The sequence below is a fragment of the Ignavibacteria bacterium genome (assembly GCA_013177855.1).
Lineage (GTDB): Bacteria > Bacteroidota > Ignavibacteria > Ch128b > Ch128b > Ch128b.
In genome coordinates this window covers 2,052,905-2,077,731 of the sequence record JABLYA010000001.1, presented here as the reverse complement: position 1 = coordinate 2,077,731, position 24,827 = coordinate 2,052,905, and the positions used below count along the sequence as shown (strand labels likewise).

General features: G+C 33.0%; 16 protein-coding genes. 4 read left to right on the top strand and 12 right to left on the bottom strand.

What is annotated here, in order from left to right:
- Nucleotides 1–33 precede the first annotated feature (33 nt).
- Nucleotides 34–2,745: a T9SS type A sorting domain-containing protein gene (locus HPY57_08700; GenBank protein ID NPV11853.1), complete on the top strand. Its 2,712-nt coding sequence runs from the start codon at nt 34–36 to the stop codon at nt 2,743–2,745.
- Between the two features lie 82 nt (nt 2,746–2,827).
- Here HPY57_08700 and HPY57_08695 read toward each other — a convergent pair whose 3' ends face one another.
- The 7 genes from HPY57_08695 to HPY57_08665 form a co-directional block, all read right to left on the bottom strand.
- On the bottom strand, nt 2,828–3,049 hold the full coding sequence (locus HPY57_08695) for a hypothetical protein (protein ID NPV11852.1): 222 nt from the start codon (nt 3,047–3,049) through the stop codon (nt 2,828–2,830).
- A 284-nt stretch (nt 3,050–3,333) separates the two neighbouring features.
- Nucleotides 3,334–4,983 (bottom strand): glycosyltransferase family 4 protein, encoded by a 1,650-nt coding sequence (locus tag HPY57_08690; GenBank protein ID NPV11851.1) that lies wholly within the window; start codon nt 4,981–4,983, stop codon nt 3,334–3,336.
- Nucleotides 4,980–7,511, bottom strand: a complete 2,532-nt coding sequence (locus tag HPY57_08685; GenBank protein ID NPV11850.1) for a YfhO family protein — start codon at nt 7,509–7,511, stop codon at nt 4,980–4,982. Before HPY57_08685 ends, HPY57_08690 begins: the two co-directional genes overlap by 4 nt.
- Nucleotides 7,512–7,579: 68 nt before the next feature.
- On the bottom strand, nt 7,580–8,884 hold the full coding sequence (locus HPY57_08680; GenBank protein NPV11849.1) for a glycosyltransferase: 1,305 nt from the start codon (nt 8,882–8,884) through the stop codon (nt 7,580–7,582).
- A gap of 139 nt (nt 8,885–9,023) precedes the next feature.
- Nucleotides 9,024–9,650 carry a threonylcarbamoyl-AMP synthase gene (locus HPY57_08675; protein NPV11848.1) on the bottom strand — a complete coding sequence of 209 codons (627 nt, stop codon included), beginning with the start codon at nt 9,648–9,650 and terminating at the stop codon, nt 9,024–9,026.
- A gap of 87 nt (nt 9,651–9,737) precedes the next feature.
- A complete protein-coding gene (locus tag HPY57_08670) occupies nt 9,738–10,868 on the bottom strand; it encodes an ATP-binding protein (GenBank protein ID NPV11847.1) in 1,131 nt (376 codons plus the stop codon).
- 118 nt (nt 10,869–10,986) lie between these two features.
- Entirely contained in the window at nt 10,987–11,742 is a 756-nt protein-coding gene (locus HPY57_08665) for a Mut7-C ubiquitin/RNAse domain-containing protein (protein NPV11846.1), read from the bottom strand.
- Between the two features lie 100 nt (nt 11,743–11,842).
- On the opposite strand from HPY57_08665, the gene HPY57_08660 reads away from it, so the two are divergent.
- The 3 genes from HPY57_08660 to HPY57_08650 all read left to right on the top strand — a co-directional run bounded on the left by HPY57_08660 (nt 11,843) and on the right by HPY57_08650 (nt 16,800).
- On the top strand, nt 11,843–14,350 hold the full coding sequence (locus HPY57_08660; GenBank protein NPV11845.1) for an AAA family ATPase: 2,508 nt from the start codon (nt 11,843–11,845) through the stop codon (nt 14,348–14,350).
- Nucleotides 14,351–14,382: 32 nt separating this feature from the next.
- Nucleotides 14,383–15,810, top strand: coding sequence for a pyruvate kinase (gene pyk, locus HPY57_08655; GenBank protein ID NPV11844.1), 1,428 nt, complete (start codon nt 14,383–14,385; stop codon nt 15,808–15,810).
- A 150-nt stretch (nt 15,811–15,960) separates the two neighbouring features.
- Entirely contained in the window at nt 15,961–16,800 is an 840-nt protein-coding gene (locus tag HPY57_08650; protein NPV11843.1) for an aldo/keto reductase, read from the top strand.
- A gap of 613 nt (nt 16,801–17,413) precedes the next feature.
- Here HPY57_08650 and HPY57_08645 read toward each other — a convergent pair.
- The 5 genes from HPY57_08645 to serS all read right to left on the bottom strand — a co-directional run bounded on the left by HPY57_08645 (nt 17,414) and on the right by serS (nt 24,757).
- A complete protein-coding gene (locus tag HPY57_08645) occupies nt 17,414–18,187 on the bottom strand; it encodes a hypothetical protein (protein NPV11842.1) in 774 nt (257 codons plus the stop codon).
- Nucleotides 18,184–19,095 carry a patatin gene (locus HPY57_08640; protein ID NPV11841.1) on the bottom strand — a complete coding sequence of 304 codons (912 nt, stop codon included), beginning with the start codon at nt 19,093–19,095 and terminating at the stop codon, nt 18,184–18,186. The genes HPY57_08645 and HPY57_08640 overlap by 4 nt, the downstream gene beginning before the upstream one ends.
- Before the next feature lie 223 nt (nt 19,096–19,318).
- Nucleotides 19,319–22,465: a M1 family metallopeptidase gene (locus tag HPY57_08635; GenBank protein ID NPV11840.1), complete on the bottom strand. Its 3,147-nt coding sequence runs from the start codon at nt 22,463–22,465 to the stop codon at nt 19,319–19,321.
- A gap of 264 nt (nt 22,466–22,729) precedes the next feature.
- Entirely contained in the window at nt 22,730–23,341 is a 612-nt protein-coding gene (locus HPY57_08630) for a PorT family protein (GenBank protein ID NPV11839.1), read from the bottom strand.
- A gap of 135 nt (nt 23,342–23,476) precedes the next feature.
- Nucleotides 23,477–24,757 (bottom strand): serine--tRNA ligase, encoded by a 1,281-nt coding sequence (serS, locus tag HPY57_08625; protein ID NPV11838.1) that lies wholly within the window; start codon nt 24,755–24,757, stop codon nt 23,477–23,479.
- Nucleotides 24,758–24,827: the final 70 nt, after the last annotated feature.

The window sequence follows — 24,827 nt, the reverse complement described above, 5'->3', positions numbered from 1 at the left end:
TCAATTAAATAAATTCATTTTATGGAGGTCAAAATGATTAAAGAATTACTATTCAAAATATTAATTGTGTTGATATTAAATTATTTTTTAACAAGCTTGATCTTTATAACCAATCAACCCCTTCTTGCACAGGAGATACAGGAAAACTTATGGATAACAAATGGTCCAGTTTACGCAATACAACCAAGCTTTGATGGAAGTTCAATTTATATAGGTGGTGATTTCACATACGTTGGACCAAACACAGGTTATGGTGCAACAATCGATATCACAACAGGGAAACCTGATGTATCAATGCCGAAAGTAAATGGTAGAATTTGGGCAGTAGTGCCAGACGGTTCGGGCGGTTGGTATATTGGTGGTGAGTTTACATATGTAGGTGGTATTGCAAGAAATAGGATTGCTCATATAAAATCAGATAAGACAGTCGACGTCAGTTTCGATCCTAATGCAGATGGTAATGTTTTGGCAATTGCTGTATCGGGTTCAAAGATTTATGTGGGTGGAAATTTTTATCATTTGGGGGATTCAACAAGATCAGGTATTGCAGAGCTTGATGCATCCACAGGAAATGTGACAAGCTGGAATCCTTACATTGGTGGGAGTGTGTATACAATTATTGTATCTGGTTCATTACTTTATACAGGTGGGAGCTTTTGGATAATTGGAGACTCAATAAGAAATAATATTGCTGCAATTGATTTATCCACAGGAAAAGCCACTAGTTGGAATCCAAATGCAAATGATATTGTTCGTACTCTTGCTGTATCAGGTTCGGTTGTGTATGCTGGAGGTGATTTTACTTATATGGGTGGACAACCAAGAAATAAAATCGCAGCTATCGATGCAACCACCGGAAATGTGACTGGTTGGAATCCAAGTGCAGATTATAGAGTTAAAACAATTGCGGTCTCTGGTTCGACAATATATGCTGGCGGTGAGTTTGAGAATATCGGGGGTTCTTCAAGAAATTATATTGCGGCTCTTGATGCGATTACAGGAAATGCCACTAGCTGGAATCCAAACGCAAATGGAAGTGTGAATACAATTGTTGTATCCGGTTCAATAGCGTATGTCGGTGGATTTTTTACGAGTATTGGAGGAGAGCACAGGAATAATATTGCGGCCATTAATGTGTCTACTGGAACTGCAACAAGTTGGAATCCTTATGCATATAGTTGGGTTAATGCTATTGCAGTGTCAGGTTCTACTGTATATGCTGGTGGATATTTTAGAAGTGTTGGCGGGAAAACTAGAATGTATATTGCAGAATTAGATGCTAGTACAGGAGAAGCTACGAGTTGGAATCCAAATGCAAACGATGTTGTTCGTGCACTTGCAGTTTCGGGGACTACTGTATACGTTGGTGGTTCGTTCACGAATATTGGTGATTCTGCTCGAAATTATATTGCAGCGATTAATCCATCTGGACAAGCCACAAGCTGGAATCCAGATGCTTCTGATTTTGTGCGTGCATTAGCTGTTTCTGGTTCTACGGTCTATGCAGCCGGCTATTTTATTTCAATAGGCGATTCTATCAGGCGGTACATTGCGGCACTCAATTCAACAACTGGTAAAGCGACCGAATGGAAAGCTGATGCAAATAATTATGTTACAACTCTTGCGGTTTCAGATTCTACAGTTTATGCGGGGGGCAATTTTACAACTATTGGTGATTCAATAAGAAATTATATCGCAGCAATTGACAAAGTTACAAGTAAGGTCAAGGGATGGAATCCAAATTCAAACAATTGGGTTCGTGCAATTGCTCTCAATGGTTCAACAGTCTATGCTGGCGGTCTGTTTACAAATATTGGTGACTCTACACGAAATTATATTGCAGCCATTGATGAGAATACTGGGAAAGCCACAAGCTGGAATCCAAATGCAAGTTCTTATGTTGTTGCAATTGCAGTTTCAGGTTCATCGGTTTATGTAGGTGGGGGTTTTGGAATTATTGGAGGACAATCAAGAAATTGTATAGCTTCTCTTAATCCATCTACAGGACAAGCTACGACCTGGAATCCAAACTTAAACGATTGGGTTTATTCACTAGCCATTTCAAATGTCAATGCAAAAATATATGCTGGAGGAGGGTTCTCAGCTGCTCTCAATAATTTACCTTGTGATTATTTTGTCGGTCTAACAAATCCAGAAGATCCGTTGCCAGTAACTCTAACATCTTTTACTGCATCATTAACAAATGGACAAAATGTAATGCTGCAATGGTCAACAGCTACAGAAATAAATAATTATGGATTTGAAATCGAAAGAAAAGTGATTGAAGCCTCTGGCTTCATAGAGAAGTGGGAAAAGATTGGTCTTGTGAAAGGTAATGGAAATTCAAATTCACCAAAAGATTATTCCTTCATAGATAATTCTGTCTCAGGTGGAAGATTTAAATATCGATTAAAACAGATAGATATTGATGGAACATTTTCATACTCGAACGAGATTGAAGTCGACCTTAAAGTTCCAAAAGAATTAATCCTGTATCAGAATTATCCGAATCCATCAAATCCAAGCACAACAATATCATTTACAATTGAACAAGATGATCCTGTAACTTTAAAAGTGTATGATATACTTGGACGAGAGATAGTGACGCTTGTTAATTCAGAATTAAAAGCTGGAGAGATATACCGAGTAAAATTTGATGGTTCTAATTTATCATCAGGAGTTTATTTTTACAGACTTGAGAGTAACAATAAGAGTTTGGTCAAAAAATTTACTTTAATTAAATAAGGAATTGTTGAGCTTTATAAATTTAGATTAGAAGGTGAAATTGTAACAGGGCAAAAGAATATTGAAACAATATTGAATTCAACTACTCGTTAATCTTTTCTATTAAAAGACCCATCAGTTGCGCTTTATAACTCAAAGATGGTTCTTTTTTATTAAACGATGGCTCTTTTCCACCCAACGATGGGTCTTTTTCACTCATCGATGGCTCTTTTTCAGTCAAAATTGCCTCTTTTTCATTCAACGATGGCTCTTTATCACTCATCGATGGCTCTAATTCACTCAACGATGTCTCTTTTAGACCCATTGATGGCTCTTTTTTACTCAAAACTGGTAATTTTTAAGCCAGAAATGGCTTTTTTAGCAAATTTTAAGGTTTTTCTAAACAAATAAATGTGTTTTTATCTTCAATTTTTAACCTTAAAGAGGTAATTGGAAAATTATCCAGACTTATTTGAAACTAAGGTAATGAATTGTTCTCTCTCATTAATGTTTTGATAGTTTAATTCTTACCTAATGCTTTTTTGAAATTTTTGTTGGAAAAACCTTTTAGACTTTTATGAAAGGAGAAAAACCTTATTGTGAAACTTTTCATGAAATTGATAATTGATCAAAGACTTTCGAAAGCACACGATAAGCGTTTTGTTTCCAGGTGTAATTCTTAATTACATCTTCACGAGCTTTTTTACCCAATTTTGTTCGTAGAAATTCGTCATCGTACAGCTTTAAAATTAACTCAGTTAATTTTTCTACATCACCTGGTTTAAATTTCAAGCCATTCTCACCATCGATGATAATTTTACCAATTTGTTCAAGATCACTTGCAATAATTGGTTTGCCCATTGCCATATATTCAAAAAGTTTTGTCGGGGAACCAAAAAATCTTGTTCCGTCTTCAAAACCGAGATGAGGAGAAACCAGCACATCACAGGCAGCAAGATATTCAGGAGCTTTATCATGCGGGATTAATCCAGTAAAAATGATTTTGTCATCTAAACCCAGTTGATGGGTTTTAAGCTCGAGATTTACTTTTAAGTTTCCATCTCCAATTAACAGAAATTTTATTCTGCCATTTTTCTCAATTACTTTTACAGCTGCATCAAAAAGAGTTTCCACTCCATGCCAGCGAGTAAATGTCCCGATAAATCCCACAACAAAAAAATTTTCGAGATTTAATTCTTTTCTGATTTGGTTGCCATCAATTTCTGGTGAGAATTTTATTGGGTCAACTCCATTGGGATTAATTACAATTTTATTTTCATCATTACACAGGTGTTTTATCTGAGCTTTTGTAACTTCACTTACTACTCCGATTACATCTGCATTTTTGAGAGCGAACTTTTCAATTTTGTTCGCAAGTTTTTCAAATACGAGCCTGCTCCAGTTTTTCTTTGCCCATACCTCGGAATTATTAACTTCTAAAATTAAGGGCACATTTAAATAATAGGAAAGAATTACACCGCTCGCATTAAATATGGAATGCCTCTGATAAATTAAACCGATATTATTATCATTAAAACACTTCTTTAATTTTTTAATAACCCGGAAATGATAGTCCATCAATTGAAACTCATCAAAAAAATCAAGCAACAGATTTGGTTTTATTAAGATTGAAAGATGATGATCTATTAAAGGGAAATCTCCAGCATAAATTGTATCGAAGCCTAACTGCTTTGCTCCATTGATAAATCCCTTAATGTGGGTTACAGAACCACCAGCAAAAATTTTACCTGCAAGATCAGTTCGTAAAAAAAGAATTGTCTTGTTGCCTGTTTTGAATTTGCTTTTTTTCTTAATCACTAAAGGATAATAAACATAAAATGAAAAATATGTTTTAATTAAAATTACAATTGCATAAACTAAACCCAACAGAAGCTTCGGAAATAAATCAAAAAAAAGTCCAAATTTATTTGTGACTGCAAAATCTTCTTCATCAAATAGAATGAACTGACTGGCGGATTTAGAAATTAAAGCAAGTGTCTTAAGTGATGTTCTCGATCTATTGACCTGACTATTAACATTTGAGATTATGACAAGATCGTATCTCTTTTCTCTTATTTTTTTCGAAATCGTTGAAAGATCAGAACCAACAAAATCTGATTTAGATAAAATCTTTAGATTAAAATTAAAATTCTTTTGAACTAACTTGATGATTTCTGAATCTTCAAATGCAATTAATAGAACGTTCTTAATATTTCTCTTCTTTAAATAATCAAGAAGTTTTGAATAAGTCTCTTTCATTTCGAAGATGTGTCTACTTTATTCTTTCTAAAATTTAAATATCCTGTTATCGCCAGTAGGACTAATACAATCGCGTTTAATCCAAGAGAAATATTTTTCCCGAGATAATAACTCAAAGGTTCGTAACGAAATTCAATTTTATGCCTTCCAGGTGGAACAAGTATGGCTCTTCCGTTGTGATTTGCTCTGTAAATCTTTGTCTCTTTTCCATCTATTAAAGCTTTCCAGCCAATGTTGTAATATGTATCTCCAAGAAAGAGCAAATTATTTCCAGAAGCATTTACATCCATTTCAATATTTTCAAAAACATATTTTGTGATATTCACAAAAGCAGTTGAGTCAGGTGGATCAATCTTTTCAAAATCCAACTTTGTATCTGGAGAGAATTGAACAACTTCGGCTGGCTCGATTTCATTGTCTTTTATTTTATTTAAGAAATCGAGGGGAGGCATTTTTTCAAATCTGTTCACAAAATATGCTCTTGGAAGTGCAAGTTTGTTTAGATGAACAGTCGTAGACTCATCCTGATAAATAACTTCAAAATATGGACTTGGAATTGGTTTTTCGGTAATAATGTACTTTACATTAAACATTCGCCAGAGAGTTGGATTTGGTAATCCAACAACATCAATAAGATCCTGATAAGCTCTCGGTTTTGCTCCGCTGTATCCATAAAAATCTTGAAGTAAAAAAGTCACATGATAATTAGAATGATGATTTATTGCTCCAAGTGAACCGTCATTCTTCAAATTCAAAATTCTGTAAACTGATGTATCTCTTTTTATAGCTTTCACCCATTCTGGAGTCTCAAATTCTTTTTGCAATTGCATCTCGTCATATTTTCTCATTCCTCTCGAACTAATTCTAAACAGATCAAACACAGTCAAAATTACAAGAGCCAATACCAGAACTTGATAATTAAGATTTCCTTTAAGATAAAATAAAGTCAAACCAAGACCAGCTATTGCGACAGCAAAAGCAATTAATGAATCTTCATAAAACATATTGAAAGTATAATCATAAAGTTGAGGATGAACTTTCTGACTATCTCGCAACAGTCCAATATACCAATCTTTAATCGGTGAATTGAAAACAATAAATATCACGAAAAGTCCGGCAAAGAAATAAAGAAAATAATTTATTATCGATGTATTGATTTTCTCTTCCCCTTGCTTGAATTTATAAATCGAGTAAACTCCAAATGCTGCAAGGATTGGAAAAGAAATCTGCACGAGATTCAAAATCATACTCGGCACACGAAACTTGTTGAAGTATGGGAAATAGTAAAACATCAAATCATAAACAATTGGGAAAGTCCTTCCGAATGAAATCAAAACAGAAATTATGACCAATATCGCGAGGAATTGAACAAAAGGATTTTTCCGGTTAAAGTAAATTCCCAGAAGTCCAAAAACAAAAATTAAAATTCCCATATACTGTGGAACATCAACAAAAGGCATCTGACCCCAATATGTGTTCACATCGACTGGTTGATTTTGTGAGAGCTCACCTTGATAAGTCGAATTACCATATCCATAAAACGACGGCATAATCCAGGTTAACATTTCACCAGGACTGAAAGACCAGTTGGTTGCGTATTCATAATCAAGTCCGCCGGTTGTCTTTTTTGCTGAAGGATTCACTTGCTCAAGAATGCTCGATGTTCCACGAATTGAAGTTGGATTATATTCATAAATTGCCCAGTACTGGTCGATAGACATCCCGGCAGCAAACAAAGTTGCGAAGATAAGAATAATTCCAACCTTTAAAAGATTAAAAGCTGTTTTTGAATGTTTATTGATTAGATGTCTAATCATAAAATAAACGAAATAAATCAACACTGCGAAGTATGAATAAAAAATTTCTTGAATGTGAGCTGATAATAGTTGTATATGGAGAACAACGATTAAAAATAGAAAATCGAAAAGTGTGATCTTATACTGAAGTCTTTCCAGAGCCAGGAAAAGAAATGGAATCATACAAAGAGTGATCATCTTAGTATTATGTCCAATTGGGATAAAAATTATCATTCCTGTTGAGAAAGTAACCCCAATGCTTGCAAAGAGTGAAGTTAATCTATCAATTTTTTTGTATCGGAGAAATGCATAAGTGGTGACTGCAAGAATATAAAAATAAAAAGTTGGTCCAGCAGATTGTTCATTTGTAATTGCTCGAAAGATAGATTCGATAAAATGGAGAATGTAAAGGATTAAATCGAACGCTCTTAAATCTATTGAAGTTATGTAAGCCGGCATTCCCATAAAAATATAAGGATCCCACAACGGTTGAGTTCCAACTTCTCTTGCATAAGCCAGATAATTTTTCATCGCCATAGAAGTAGTAATATCACCTGAGATGAAAGTCAAATTCCCGAAAAAGACATCTCCAAAGAAAATGTAAAGCAGAACCAGTGGAATAATTATTAAAACATAATCCTGATATTTTTCTGGAATTATTCTGTTGAGATTAAAATTGATAAAGAAATTCTCTTTATTTTCTTTTCGAACTTGTTTCTTCTGTTTAGCCATAAACTTTTTCTCCAAAAAATTGATTTTCAAAGACAAATATAATTAGTGAGCTCACCAATTATTTTCACTCAAGTAATTGAATTAATTATTTGAATTAATTTCTGTGTAATTCTTTCTCTTGTAAATTCATACTTTTGTGGTGAATCGATTTTTTTCAGATCATTCTGCTTCCATTTATTGAATAATTCGATAATCAAACTTTTCATTTTATCCTTTTCTTCATAATCAACCGCATTGCCCTGTTTAACATAATGTATCAGTCTGGCTGAAACTCCACTTTCTGGTCCAATCACTAAAATGAAATTCCCTGAAGCGATGTACTCAAATATCTTCCCCGGCAGAATTTCATTGCTTGTTGCAACTCGATTCACAATCATTATCAAAAGATGAGAATTGAAAGTCAGCTCAAGAACATTTTTATGATTAAGATAACCATGATCAATAAAGTTCTTAAAGAATTTCATTGATTTAATTTTCTGTCTTATTTCATCATCCATCACTCCCGCAAAGTGAAATTCAAAATTGTTAGCAAATTCTAAATTTTCTTCTACAAGTTCTTCGAGGGCAATCCACAATTTTTCAGGATTTCGTGTTGAGGGCATATTACCAGTATAAGTGATAATAAATTTTGATGTTGATTTTTGTTCAATATTCTGGAAATCATCGGGGTCAAACCCATTTGTTAGAACTTCGTAGTTATTTTTTATTCCTTTAGACTTAATAATATCCAGATAACCTTCACTTGCTGCGACTACAAAATCAGCATTTTTTAAAACGCTTCTTTCAAGTTTTGAATCAATCCACTCAGCAATTTTTGTTCTTTTCATACCTGAGTAGTAATCGATATCAGTCCAGGGATCTCGAAAGTCAGCGATCCATTTAATCTTTGTTTTGCGTTTTAATGACTTTGCAATTAAATGCGTTGTATGCGGCGGACCAGAACTTATAATGACATCAATACCTTCATTTTTAATTAGTTGAGTTCCCGCTCTTACCGCAAAAGGCAGCCATCCAATCTTTGCATCAGGAAGAAAAACATTCAATCTTAAAAAAACAGATATTCTCTCTGTTATTGATTTATGATTATCCTTAATAAATGCGACTGGAATCTTTTCATCAGATTTTCGTCCTGTTATTTTTCGATAAATTCCAAATGGTGTCCAATATCTTGTTTTAATTACTTTTGTTTCCGGTGGGATTTTTTCAATTAAAGTAAAATCAAGATCAGGATAATCAACTTTATCAACTGTCAATACAAAAGTTTGAAAATAATATTTATTCAAATATTTCAGAAACTTTAAAACTCTTTGTGTCGCTGCACCTGCAGCCGGCGGAAAATTATAAACAACAAACAAAACTTTCTTTCTTTTCATAATTTGATTTAACTAATCTAAAACTTTTAGTAAACTCTGTATCCTCATAATTAATTTTTTAATCAGTGCAAAATTGCAAAAAAGAAGGCACAAAATTGTGCCTTCTTTGACTTTTAGCTACTGAAAAAATTGCTTCAGATTATTCCTCTCGTATCTCCAGAAAATCTATTTCTCCTGCACCCTCTCGAACAATTTCTGGTTCTTCGCCGCTGAAATCAATTATTGTCGAAGGCAGAGTGGAAAGTGGACCTGAATACAAAATCAAATCAACAAGTTTACCGTAATGCTTTACTATTGATTCTTCATCATTTAAGATTTCACCATTTTCATCAGTTACACTAGTGCTAACAATAGGATGACCAAGTTCTTTTGCTAAAGATTGAGCGATCAAATTGTCGGGGACACGAATTCCGACAGTTTTTCTTTTACTCCATAATTTTTTTGGAACTTCTCTTGCTGCAGGAAGAATGAAAGTGTATGGTCCTGGAAAAGCATATTTTAAGAAGCGATATACTTGAGTAGATACTTTTGCATAGTTCGCAATATCTTTTAGATCAGCGCATATAAAACTTAAAGGTTTGTCCTTCAAAAACGGCTTGATCTGATAAATTCTTTCAATTGCTTTTTTTTGAAAGATATCACATCCAAGTCCATAAACTGTATCGGTTGGATAAATTATAACCCCTCCATTCCTTAAAATTTCAACTGCTCTATTGATGAAGCGCATTTGTGGATTTTTGGGATGGATGTGTAAAACTTCTGCCATAATTCTCTCCTTTCTTTTACAAAGTGAAAATAAGATTATTTAAGGTTAATTTCCAATAGATGGGAAGTGGGTGATAATTTTCAATTTTTATCTTATATCCAGAAATATATCGAAGTTTGATTTATCAACTATTAAGGTTTTAGCATCGGGATAATTCTCTTTAAAGGTTTTTGGTATTTTTTTCTTAGGATTTGGAGTAAATGAAAATTCAAAAGCCACCAATTCCCCTTCTTGTTCTTCGATATAATCAATTTCCTGTTTTTGATGAGTTCTCCAGAAGAAAGCATTAAATGTAATATTTGAATTAAAATTGTTTTTCATCCTTTCAACGATTAAGAAGTTTTCCCACATCGCTCCAAAATCTGTCCGACGATTAATTGGAAGGAAATTATTTATAACAGCGTTTCGAACTCCCAGATCATAAAAATAGATTTTCCTCGATTTACTTAATTCATTTCTCATATTCTTCTGAAAAGATGGAAGACGGAAAATTACAAACGACTTTTCAAGAATCTCTATATATCTTTGAATAGTTTCTGCATCAACTTTCAAAAGCTGAGAAATTTCATAATACGAGACAAGATTACCAATTTGTAATGCCAATGCTTTAACAAGTTTTTCCAGAATTTCAGGTTTCTTTAAATCTTTGTATGTAAAAATATCTTTAAATAAATAACTCTGAGTAATGCTTTTAATTAATTCTCTCTGCTCATCTTTTTTCATAATTATTTCTGGATACATTCCATAAATCAACCGATTTTCAAGATCACGATTAGCTTCCAAATAACCTATATGATTAACATATTCTTTCCATGAAATAGGGAATAAAACAAAATCATATTTTCGTCCTGTTAATGGTTCACTTACCTCTTCTATCAAACCAATTGCAGAAGAACTCGTTGCAATCACCTGATATTGCGATAAGTTATCAACAATTATTTTAATCGTCAGCCCAATGTTTTCAACTCTTTGAGCTTCATCAATGAGTATTAATTTCTTTTCACCAAAGATTGATTTTAATTTTGAGGAGTTTGCATCTCTTAGAATTTCTCTAACATCAAATTCATCACAATTAAGATATAAAGCCTCATTTTTGAATTCATCCATAAACATTCTAAGTAGTGTGGTTTTACCAACTTGCCTTGCCCCGCTAATTATTATTGCTTTTTGTTTAAAAAGCTTTGCTTTTATTTGATCATAAATTTGTCTTTTTATCATTTTACTGTGAAGATTTTTCAAAATTTAAAAAATTTCGGTTTGAACCGCAAAATTTTATAAGAAATTTCGGTTTCAACCGAAAAATCTTATAAGAAATTTCGGTTTGGAGAGAAAAATTCTACTTTATCGCCCTGAGGAATTTATTTATCTGGCTACTCATCCTTTCAAAGTGTGATCCCTGCCAGTAAATTTTATCGCAAGTAGGACAATGATAAAATTTCATTTGTTTCTCAAAAAAATGATCGGGCAATTTCGATTTTGCCTTTTCTCTTGAAATTCTTTTAAGTTTTGTCCCACACTCAAGGCACCTTGAAAATGGTTCAATGTATTTACCGACAGAGAAAACTTTTAAAACTTCTATCGTCTGTTTTTGAGGATCAACATTGCGAACATAGTAACCGTATTGAACATCTTTTCGTTTCAAAATTCCTATATCTTTTGTTAAAACTATTCTTTTCGATTGAATAGAAATTTTTACAATCTCATCATCAGATATCGAGTTAGAGTAAAAAATATCAAGTCCAAGTTTTCTAAGATTTTTTGCGAGCCCTCCGAGATTAACATCACAAATAAATTTTGGTTTTCCTCTAATGCGCTTGTAAAGGTGTCTCAAATTTTTTGATTTTAATTTATTATCTGGTGGATATACTTTAATCTCATCACCATCGTTTATCATGTAATCAAAATTAACTGATTTACCATTAACCAGAATTATATCAACTTCTGTATGCGGAACATTAATTCCTTCGATTAGATCTTTTACTGATGTTACATCTATAAATTGATGATTAATTACTTTCTTAAACTTTTGAGGCAAAAAGTCCTTTAAACTTCCATAAAATTTTATGTGAACATTTTTTGTAATCAATTTCATTTTCGGGTATGAAATTTAATTTATAATCATTATCACTTAAAAATATAATCTTTTAACTAAATATCATTTTATGTAATTTTCAAAAAAAGGTGAATGTTTCATGGCAAAGAAATTAAAAGCAGCTCCCAAATATAATCCATTACCACCATCTGAACTTACCTGGACCTGTGATCCATCAATTTTTGAATTTGAATCAACCAAGAATCTTGAACCGATCGAAGGAATCATTGGACAGGAAAGGGCATTAAAAGCCCTTCGACTTGGAGTTGATCTTTACTCACCTGGATATAACATTTTTGTCACAGGACTTTCAGGAACTGGAAAGGCAACGACAATTCAAAAAATTTTAGAACGAATCAGTCCAAATTGCCCTGTCCTAAATGATTATGCATATGTGAATAATTTCTCAAATCCTGATATGCCAAGACTGCTTGTCTTTCCGGTTGGTGTTGCACAAATGTTTGCTAACGCGATGGATTCAATGATTGATTTTCTTATTGAAAAAATTCCTGTCGTTCTTGAAGATGAAGCTTATGCAGCGAAAAGAAAAAATATAATGGAAAATTATGCTGAAGAAGAAAAAAAATTAATGCTCGAATTTGAAAACGAAATCAAAAAAGACAATTTCTCACTCGGTCAGGTTCAGATGGGTCAATTTTACCGTCCGGAAATTTTTCCAATAATTAATGGTAAACCTGTTCCAATCCAACAGGTAGCCGAATTTGTAAATAATAATGTTATCAGTCCGGAAGAGGCAGAAAGAGTTTACCAAAAGTACCAGGAATACACTGTTCAATTACAAGAACTTTTCAAAAAAGGTTTACAGCTTTCAAGAGAATATCAGGAAAAATTGTTAAAGCTTGAACAAGAAGCGGTTAACAATCTTGTGACCGGTGTAATTACTGATATGAAAGAAAAGTTTAACTATCCAAAGGTTCATCAGTATCTTGACGAAGTAAAAGAATCTATTCTAAACAATCTGGATGATTTTAAAGAAGCTGGAAGAACAGAACAACAGCAACAGCCTCAACCACAACCTCCACTTCCACCAGCACTCGAAGAAATTCGAGATCCGTTCAGAATTTATCGAGTCAATGTGATTTTAGACAATTCAACGACTAAAGAATGTCCAGTTATTATAGAAACAACTCCAACTTATACAAATCTTTTTGGAACTATTGAAAGAGTTTATGAAGGCGGTGGTGCCTGGTATTCTGATTTTATGAATATTAAAGCTGGTTCAATATTAAGAGCTAACGGAGGATATCTTGTTTTAAATGCTTTCGATGCGTTAACAGAACCAGGAGTCTGGAAAGCTTTGAAAAGAGTTTTAATGTATAGAAAACTTGAAATTCAAGATTACTTAGGCCAATATCTTCTGTATACAACCAATATAAAGCCGGAGCCAATCGAAATTAATACAAAAGTAATTTTTATTGGAAGTGATGAGATTTATTACCTCTTAAGTGAGTACGAAGAAGATTTTAAGAAGATATTCAAAGTTCGTGCTGATTTTGATTATGAAATGAAAAACACACCGAAGGCACTAAACGACTTAGCCGGGCTTGTCAGGAAATTGTGTCAGGAAGAAAATTTACTTCACTTTGATCGATCTGCGATTGCAAGGTTAGCAGAATTTTCTGCTCGATACGCTGGATCAAAAGATAAATTAACTGCTAGATTTTCTGTTGTTGCTGATATTGTTCGTGAAGCAAACTTCTGGGCAAAAGATTCTGGTGCTGATATTGTCACCGGCGATCATGTAAAAATTGCTTATGAAAATTATATCTATCGTCACGATATGATTGAAGAAAAAATTAATGAAATGATCAAAGATGGTAAGATCATAATTGATATTTCTGGAGAAAAAGTTGGTGAAATTAATGGCTTGGCAGTTTATTCTATAAACGATTACACATTTGGTAAACCGTCAAAAATTACAGTTGCTGTTTCAGCTGGCAACGCAGGCATTGTAAACATAGAAAGAGAGGCAAGACTTTCGGGTAAAATTTATGATAAAGGTGTTTTAGTTATTTCCGGTCTATTAAGAGAAAAATTTGGTCAGGACTTTCCTCTCTCATTTTCTGCAAGCATTTGTTTTGAACAATCATATTCGGGAGTTGATGGAGATAGTGCTTCATCAACAGAAATCTATGCCTTGCTCTCAGCTCTGAGTGGAATTCCAATCAAACAGGGAATTGCTGTAACTGGTTCAGTAAATCAAAAAGGAGTAATTCAACCAATTGGCGGTGTGAACGAAAAAATTGAAGGCTTCTTCAAAATTTGCAAAATCAAAGGTCTCGATGGTTCTCAGGGTGTAATCATTCCAAAAAGAAACTTAAAAGATTTGTTATTAAAAGATGAAGTTGTAGAAGCAGTCAAGAAAGGCAAATTTAATATATGGGCTATCGATACAATTGACGAAGGGATTGAAATTCTAACAGGTGTGAAAGCTGGTAAATTAGTAAATGGCAAGTGGGAGAAGAACACGGTTTATGAATTAGTTTATAATCGTCTGAAAGAACTTTATGAAATCTCAGTTGAATTGAATAAAAAAGAAAGAGGCAAACGAACTAAAAAAGTTGGGTTCGTGATTAGTAAAAAATAGCTCGAGAGATTTAATTAATAGGGAAGATTGAAATGTTAAAAATATTTCAAGGTGAAAAAACAAAAATTATCGCAACAATTGGTCCAGCTTCAAGCGATCCGAAAATTATTCGCGGAATGATAAAAGCCGGAGTTGATGGAATAAGACTTAATTTTTCCCATGGTGATGTAAAAACTTTTGGTGAGTTCGTTAAAACCATAAGAGATGAGGCAAAAAAAATTGGGCAAGATATAGCAATACTTGGAGATCTTCAGGGTCCAAAGATTCGTGTAGGAAATTTGAAAGGCGGCGAGATTGATTTAAAGGAAGGTCAAATTATTAATATTCTTGACAAAGAAATTTTAGGTGATGAGAATGGATTTTCAACTTCATATAGATCTCTCTCAAAAGAATTAAAGATTGGTGAAAAAATTTTAATTGATGATGGATTGATAAAATTAAGAGTTATAAAAAAGCTAAGTAACTATGTTCAATGTAAAGTTATTGAAGGCGGAATTCTGAAAGAAAGAAAAGGTGTTAATGTTCCTGATACAAATCTTAAAACTCCTTCTCTCACTTCAATCGATAAACGATGGGTTGATTTTTCAATTGAACATAAACTTGATTACTTGGCTCTGTCTTTTGTTCGATCCGAACAAGATATTCTCGATCTAAAAAATTATTTAAAAAGAAAAAAAGCTGATATCCCAATAATCGCAAAGATTGAATTAAAACAGGGAGTAAAAAATTTTGAATCGATTCTAAAAGTTTCTGATGGTTTGATGGTCGCTCGTGGTGATTTGGGTGTTGAACTCGGTCCTGAAGAAGTTCCGCCAGTTCAAAAATTTATTATAAGGAGAAGCATTGAATCAAGAAAACTTGTAATTACAGCGACTCAAATGTTAGATAGTATGATTAACAATCCAATACCAACCCGAGCCGAAGCTTCTGATGTTGCCAATGTAGTCCTTGATGGAACCGATGCAGTTCTTCTTACTGCCGAAACTTCTATTGGTAAAAATCCTGTTCGTGTTGTACAAACTATGTCTCGACTTATTAAACGCGCCGAAAAAATTAAAACAAACTATAATTTAAACTACGATTATATCGAAACAGATGAAGCTCACATTCAATCAATTGCTTTCGCATCCTGCCAGTTAGCTAACGATTTGAAATCGAAAGCGATTGTTCCGATTACATACTCGGGATTTACTGCAGTTGTTCTTGCTAAATATTTTCCATTGGCTCCAATAATTGCTATCACAAACAGTGTGAAAACGATGAAGTCATTAAAATTTTATCGTGGAATTGAAGCAATAGTTTTAGAAGACATTTCAGACTTTGAAAAGGTAATCGAAAGTTCAATTAATTTATTCCTTAAGAATAAAATTGTTAAGAAGAATGACTTGCTTCTTTTTGTTGGAAGTTTGAAAACCAAACAAAAATCAGTTTCAAATTTAATAAAGGTTGTTTCGGTATAACTTTTCAAATATATCTCTGAAAAAACAGGAGAAACTCAAATGAAATTTTCAAGAAGAAATTTTATTAAGGTTACAATTGCAGCCGCTGGAACCTACTTCTTAACAAAATCCGGGAAACTTATTCCCGAATTAGCTGCAAAAGATACAAAGATGCCTAAAAGAGTTTTGGGCAAAACTGGTTATCAGGTTGGAATTTTTTCTTTAGGTGGACAGGCAACTTTAGAGCAAGCTGGCACTGAAAAAGAGTCCATCAAAATTATAAATCGAGCGATTGATCTTGGAGTAAATTACATTGATACAGCGGCAGCATATGGACAAGGAATCAGTGAGACATACATTGGTAAAGTTATGAAAGACAGAAGGAATGAAGTATTCCTCGCAACGAAAACTCACAATCGTTCTTATGATGGATCAATGCAAATGCTGGAAAAAAGTCTTAAACAACTTCAAACCGATAGAATTGATTTATGGCAGCTTCATAATGTCAGAACTGAGGATGACTTAAAGAAAATTTTTGCTTCCGATGGTGCAATCAAAGCTCTTGAAGAAGCAAGACGCAGCGGTGTTGTAAGATATTTAGGAATTACCGGTCATTACGATCCATGGGTTTTGAAGAAAGGTATCGATGAGTATGACTTTGACTGTATTTTAATGGCTCTCAATGCTGCCGATAGACACAATAAATCATTCATTGACAATTTGCTCCCCTTTGCTGTTCAAAAGAATCTTGGAATCATAGGGATGAAGATTCCTGCTCGAGGCAGAATCTTCCGTGAAGGCGGGATTACTTCAATGAAGCAAGCGATGGAATATGTTTTAACTCTTCCAGTAAGCACGATAATCGTTGGCATTTCAACATTAAATGAACTTGAAGAGAATGTCCGAATTGCGAAAAATTTCAAACCGCTAAGTGAAAAACAGATGAGAGAGTTAGAAGAGTTAACCAAACCTTACTTTGATGAAGCGGCGTGGTTTAAGAGTAAGTGGTAATTTATTTTAATTGAGATAAATCTGAATCTCATTTTAATTTAGATTAAATATTTTATTCCATTTCAAAACGATTTAAGTCGTTTAAAGAAGTTTTCAATTTTTTCATTCAAAGGGGAAATATTAATAGAACCTGTTTTATTGATCAGAAATTATTAATCTCAGTTCGTTAGAGATAATTAGAAGATGTTTTAATTTAATTAGCCATTAATCGATTGAATAAAAGTAAAACTTAATTAGACTATGAGCGATTATTCACATTCAACCCCTTCAGGGTTGAATGATTTATTTCTTATTCTTAACCCCGAATGCAATTCGGGGCTAATCATATTCAACCCTTTCAGGGTTGAAGAAATTTCTAATCATTCAAAAACTCGAACGCTAATCGAAGATATTCACATTCAACCCCTTCAAGGTTGAATGATTTATTTATTATTCTTAACCTCGAATGTAATTCGGGGCGAATCACATTTAAATCCTTCGGGGTTGTATAATCTTTTTTGAACTAAATTACCGAATGCAATTAGAGGTTATTCACTTAATTCTAAAATTTTCTTATGAACGAATTATCTTTTTTAAAACCGCGAGCCTCAACTAAAATCTGTCATTTACAATTTCAAATTTCAGATTGTTTGGACTTGTATAAAATTCCATAAGCAAGATCGGGGAAATCTGTCGTAATAAAATTTACATTTAGATCAATAACTTTTTGTAATTGTTTCTCATCATTAACATCATAAATTCCGATTTCAAAACCCGCTTGTTTCACCTTACTCACAAATTCCATATTAATGCTTTGAGAGAAACACAAATCAATTCCATTGCAAGTAATTTCATTCAGCATTTGTAAAAATCTCGTAAAGACAACTTTATTTTTACATTTTTCTCTTGTCAAAAACCAATCAAAGATTAAATATGTTTTAATCTCAGGTAAAATCGATTTCGAATACTTTAAAATATGCGAATGATAAGAGATGATCCTTAACCTTTCAGCAGGGAAATTTAATTTTTCGATTTTTGATTTTAAGACATCCACAAATTTCAAAAGGGTATCCTTGATTTCAATAAACAAACCTTTACCCGATGGAATGTTTAAAAGAACTTCCTCTAAAGTTGGTAAAATCAATTTCTGGTCAAAATTTTTTTCAAGATAATTTACAGCTTTTATCGCAGCCAGATTTGAACTTTTAACATTAAGTGAGGACTCTTTATCTGTCACTCTAACCAAATCCTCATCATGAATACAAATAATTTCATCATCAGCACTTAACCAGAAATCACCTTCGACAAAATCAGCTCCATTTTCAAATGCGATTTGAAACGATTCAATTGTATTCTCAATAGCTTTCGATGGGTAGCCGCGATGAGCAACGATTAATGGATAGTTCATTTGTTTTTAATTCGATCCAATAGTTTTCTTAAACGGAAAAAGAAAATATTTGCATTATAAAGTTTCTTTATTTCATTCAGAATTGATTTTGCGGCAATTTCACCTTGTTTTATTATCTCATTAGCAAACCGAAAATCAGACCAATCATACTCTCTAACATCGGGATAAATCAAAAAGTCAGCATCTTTAAGTTGCAATGCGGAAAGTTGATAGGAAGAGATACTTTCAACCCGATAAAGAACTTCAATTATATTTTTTGGAGGTTCTGGATTTTCAAGACTTTTCACAACATCAATTGCCAAAATTTTTTCATAGCCTGAATTTTTCAGTATCGTAACTGGTACAAGGTCGGTCACACTTCCATCAACCAAATAATAACCGCGATATTTGACTGGCGGAAAAATTCCAGGAATAGCTGCACTTGCTTTAAGCGCCTTTCTCAAACTGCCATTTGAAAAAACAATCTCCTGTCCAGAGATTAAATCTGTCGCCACTGCAAAAAATTTTATTTTCAGAGTTTCGATATCAACATCGGGAATGAAATCAAAAACTTCTTCAGTTAGTTCTTCATCAAAATAAGAATTTCGATTTATTGCTTTTAAAATCTGAATACTCGTTCCAATAAAATCAAAGAACTGTTCAAGGTATCTAAAGCTGGAATCCTTCCTATTGCTTAATTTATCGATTCCAAGCTCTTTATACTTTTCGCTTGAGATTGTATCAAATACAAATTCTTCAACGGCTTTTGCATTACCGAAATAAGCATATAACCCGCCAACAATTGCTCCCATACTACAACCAGAAATGGCTTCAATTTTTATCTTCTGTTCTTCAAAAACTTTGAGAACGCCAATGTGTGCAAGTCCCCTTGCTCCACCTCCACCGAGTGCAAGTGCTAATTTATTCATTTGATCCTTTTAGGTTTTTTTAATGATTAAATTTTTTCAGTTAATTGAATTAATCTTTTCAATTCAAATCTTATTCGTAAAAATAATAAACACAACGACTACATAATATTAAAAGGCAGTTGCTCACAAAAATATTTTAGAAACAATTAAAGTTTTCATATTAATGTTCAACTTTTTCAAACCAACTCATTTTACTTTTTCAATTTCTTCAGGGAAACTTTTATCAAAGCTCACTTCTAAATCCAATCAACCATCTGAATTGAAATTTATTCTCACCAGCTGGTGGATGACTCACATAAAGCGGAAAATCAAATCGCACATCCTGAATCCCGGTTCTACTAAATGGATTAATTCTGTTTAGTGCTTGCTCAACGGCTGGTTCAAGTTGTGGAATTAAAGAGAAACTGAGACCCCAGTCATATTTAAAAGCTTTGAAATTAAATTCCATCTGATTTGCCCAAACATTTCCATAATCAAAGAAGAACGAAGGATTCAGCAAACTGATTATTTTTCCAAAAGTACCGAGATAAGAAAAAGTTTTACCAAAATTAATCTCTGTGTTGAGAACTGTAATCAAATCATCCGACAAATTGTTCTTATAGTAACCTCGCATAAAACCACCGCCGTTTGGAACAGAATGATTCTGTCTGAAATTCCTCGAAATAAATCCATAAGTTCGGTAAAATGGCAAATCAAATTCTTCAATTGGATCAACAGTAGCCAGATAAAATTCTGTTGCTTTTGGAAGTTTATTAGGCGTTACACCTACATATTGTCTTAATTTAATTGATGTGAAAAAATTTTCTGGTCTGAATTCCTGTAAAAAGCTAACACTTAACTTTTGAAATTGAAGATACCTTTTCTCCAAATCATACTCGTTCGGAGGTAGTGGCCAGAACGAACTTAAATCTAAATATTTATAAACATATTGTCTCACGAGTCCGCTTTTGTAATTAAGATCAAATTTAGTTCTAAAATATTGCCAGTTATTCTTGTAAGTGAAGTTTAGATCGAGATATAAATATTTTCTTTGAAGATACACTTCTTTGTAATAGAGCGAAGGAGAAACATTATATTTAACCCAATCAAATTTTTCACTTTCAAAGTATCTATCATCAAAAGCATCAAAGTAGTTTGCCGAGATAGAAACATCAAACTTTGGATTTCGATTGTAGTATTTAGCAAATTCTTTATCGACTTTTACCTTCAATCCTCTTCTTCCTTCGAGATTGAAATACTTGATTGAACCATAGGCAAGTGGACCTAAAAAACTTAATCTATCGCCCAAAGTTATTTCACCTGCCAAAGAATACTTTTTCAATCCTATTCCTGTTGAAAAATTTATATCAAAATATTTTTGATCCTGAAGATATTTACCTTCAAGTCCGGCACCAATTTTAAGTTTATCAATGTTATTAAACCAGAGAGTAGGATAGAAATAAATTCTATAATCAAAAGGAAATTGATTCAATTCCATGATTGGTTTTAGTCCAAATTGAATTTCAGGCAAAAAACCTGAAGAGTTATTTAATCGATTTATATCAAGCAGGCGTTTATCAGGATTAATTTCAGCTCTTATAGGTTTTGCATCGAGTAAAATTGACTTTGAAGCATATTTGCTTCCTTTTGTGAAATCGTCAACATCTAACCATAAAGTAACTTTTGAACCATTTTCAAGTTCGATTACAACATCACAGGGCATTACAGCCTGTTCTTTATTCACAATTCCGATTGTTGTTAAAAATTTTCCGTCTTTAATTTCATACTTACATTTGACAAGTGCGAGATCAAGTTTGTAATTCTTATAGAACCATTGATCAAAAAACCATCGAAGTGACTTTCTTCCATGATATTTCTGATAAATCTCCTCCGCTAAATTGAAAAAATCTTCAGGATAAATTTTCTTGAACAAAAAATGGATGTAATATTCTCTCCACAATTCATTAAAAGCATCATCGCCCATCACATATTGAAGCATAAACAAATTCATCGAAGTTCTTGAATATGAATTTGGGAAATATGCAAAAGTCTGTTCATAACGATCTGAGTGAGTCATAATTGGTTCAGAATAGCCTGTCATTTGATAAGATATAACTTCGGCATAATCTTCGGTTCTTATATCAGAGTTGCTTATCAACTTTTCTAACGATCCATCAAGTTGAAATCTATTTTTCTCTCTGCCATAAAGTTCTTCCATTGCAAGAGTAGTAAAGAATGTATTAAATCCTTCATCCTGAAAAGCATATTCAACTTCATTGGAGTTGAGCATCATAGGAAACCAATTGTGACCAATCTCATGAATAATAACTGAAGCAGTATTTTTAGACATAATTCCGCCGATCTGTCCACGCCCCATAAAGACAATTCCTGGATACTCCATTCCTCCAGTTGATCCACCCACAGTTACAAACATTTGAGGATAAACATAAGGTCCAATTTTTTCTGAATAAAATTTAATTGCGTGAAGCGCAGCTTTCATTCCTTCTTCTTTATAAAAATATTCAAGCGATTTTGGGTAAACGGTATGAACTAAAACACTACCTGTTGAAGCCGCATCCCACAGATAATCTTCATACGCGGTGAATGCAAAAGTTCTAACATTTTCAGCTTTAATTTTCCAAGTCTTGAGTTCTATATCATTCGTTTCAATCTTATCTGGCGGATTAAATATGCGAACCGGTTGAGAAGAATTTTTTGCTTGAGCTAATCTTTCTAAAATTTCCTTAGAATAAACTTCATCGGAATTTTGAACAACTCCTGTGGAAAAAATCAGAAAAGTTTCTGGTAAAGTTATATTGACCTCGAAGTCAGAGATCTCTTCATAAAATTCACCTGTACCAAGATACTGATCTTTGTGCCAGCCAAATTTGTCATAAGCACAAACTGATGGAAACCAGTGAGCAATTGAAAAATATCTTTTGTAATATCCCATTCTTAAGCCTTCAGGCGGAACTTCCTCTTCGAGTTCAATTTCAAGATTTAATGTTTCACCAGATTTTAATGGATTAACTAATGGAATTCGCATCACGGTATTATCAAGTTCGTAATCATTCAATTTCTCTTTTCCATTTTGCATCAAAACAACTTTTTTGATTTCTACATCTTTTGTTGTTTGTGAATAATAATCTTTTTGAGATTCGGCGAGCTTACGGGCATAACTGTTCTTTGAATACAAATTCCAGTAGATGTGAACATAAATTTCTTTTAATTCATCAGGTGAGTTATTTTGATAAGTCATTAAAGATTTTACTTTTAAGATTTTGCTTTCTGGAATTAACTCTGCATCAATTTTATAAGAAACTTTCTGATTAAAATCATTCGCAAAAAGAGATGTAAAACTCACTAATAGAAATATGTAAAAGTATTTCATTCTGCACTCCTTTTTCTTCAAAATATAATTTTGATTGATAATAGAGAATTAGTTTTGAGAAGCAAAACAAAAAATGATTCTGGATGGAGCTTGAAAGAATTTTAAGAGAAAGTTTTTAACTCGAAATGAATTGTAAGCATTGGAAGAATTGGTTTTAAAGTATCTAGTTTCATTAACTTTTTTAATCAAAGTGGATTTAAAATAAAAAAGTCAGTTAGAGATAGTGTCTCTAACTGACTTATTTCAAACTTTTTAGATAATCAATTAAAAGCTATAACTCAAAGTCAGAGCGACAACACTATTTTTTATATCATCTGGATCCGATGTATTATCAATTGTATTAAATCCAAAAGTATAGCGCAGGTTAACGCCGAAAGTTTTTAAAACATTAAGTCCAAAACCTAAAGCAAGACCGAAATCTGTACTTGTCAAATCATTTTTAATATCACTTTCCTGACTGAAACCTTGCGTTTCAGCCTTTTCTTTTGCTGATAATGTTACTCCCAGAGATGGACCGACTTCAAGATAAGGAGTTAAAGGAACTGGGACAGCAAGAGGGATATTAAACTGTACAAGAACTGGAATTTCGAGATAATCAACATTGTATGATAAGGTCCAATTATTTCCATAGTTATCAGTTACTTTTTGCTGAGCACCTTTCATTGAATAAAGAGCTTCAGCTTGAAAACCAAAGAGAAATGGCAATGAATAATTAACAAATCCGCCGAATTGGAATCGAGTCTGACTTTTAATGTTTTGTGCGTCAGAACCACCAAAAGAGGCGAAATTAAATCCGCCTTTTACTCCATATTTTAATTGTGCATTAACAACTGACGAAAAGAAAAGTAAGAGAATTATAAAATAAAGTTTTTTCATATTGCCCTCACTTTTTTGTTGTTAATGATTTTTGATAATAACTTGTTTACTAATCAAAAATATTTTTTGTGATTTTAACAATCAATATTCAGCCAGATTCAAAGCTTTTCAAACTTAAATTAAGTGAATTTATTTTCAATCAATAATTTCAAAACCTGTATACTTCTGCAATACCTTAGGCACAATTAATTTACCTTCAGGTGTTTGATAATTTTCCATAATAGCCACCATCAATCGTGAAGTTGCAAGTCCACTTCCGTTTAATGTATGAACGAACTCTGGTTTACCACCCTCTTTTCTTCTAAATCTGATATTTGCTCTTCGGGCCTGAAAACTTTCAAAGTTACTGCAGGAAGAAGCTTCAAGATATTTCTTTTCGACTGGAGCCCAGACTTCAATATCGTAACATTTTGCTGCTGAAAAACTCAAGTCACCAGTACACAAAAGCATAACTCGATATGGGATTTTTAATTCTTTCAAAATGTCTTCGGCATCGTTTACAAGTTTTTCAAGTTCATCATAAGAATCTTCCGGTTTAACGAACTTTACCATTTCAACTTTATTAAATTGATGAACTCTTAAAAATCCTTTTGTGTCTTTGCCATAAGATCCAGCTTCTCGTCTAAAGCAGGCAGAATAGCCGACAAATTTTATTGGTAAATCATCTTCTTTTAAAATTTCATCACGGTAAAAATTTGTAATTGGAACTTCGGCAGTTGGAATTGGGAACAAATCATCCTCTTCGCAATGGTACATATCTTCTTCAAGTTTTGGAATTTGACCAGTTCCAATCATCGATGCACGATTGACAAGAAATGGCGGAAAAATTTCTTTATAACCATGCTTTTCAATATGATAATTGAGCATAAAGTTTATCAATGCTCTCTCAAGTGTCGCACCTTTACCAACATAAACAGGGAAACCGCTGCCAGATATTTTTGCTCCTCTTTCAAAATCAAGTATGCCTAATTTCTTTCCGAGAGCAAGATGATCAAGATAATTCCCATTTTCTAATTCATACGAATAACCTTCTGGTGCCCAGCGTCTTACTTCTACATTTTGAGTTGAATCTGTTCCAACAGGTACAGATGAATGTGGAATGTTGGGAATGAATAAAAGTATTTGATCAATTTGCTTTTCGATTTCTGAGAGTTGTTTATCAAGATTTGTGATTTCGTCGGAAACAGATTTCATTTTCTGAATTATCTCACTGGCATCTTTCCCTTCTCTTTTAAGTCTGGCAACTTCATCAGATGCTTTGTTTTTTTGTGACTTTAGATCTTCAACTTGTTTTAACAATTCTCTCCTTTTTGAATCGAGTTGAAGTAATTGGTCTAGATTGTCTTTTTCATTTTTATTCTTTATTGCCTGTCTTACGAGCTCAGGATTTTCGCGAATAAATTTCAGGTCTAACATTCAAAACCTCTTTTTTATTATTAATTTCATTTAATTTATAAACTTTTCGAGTCAATACTTCCGTAGTTTT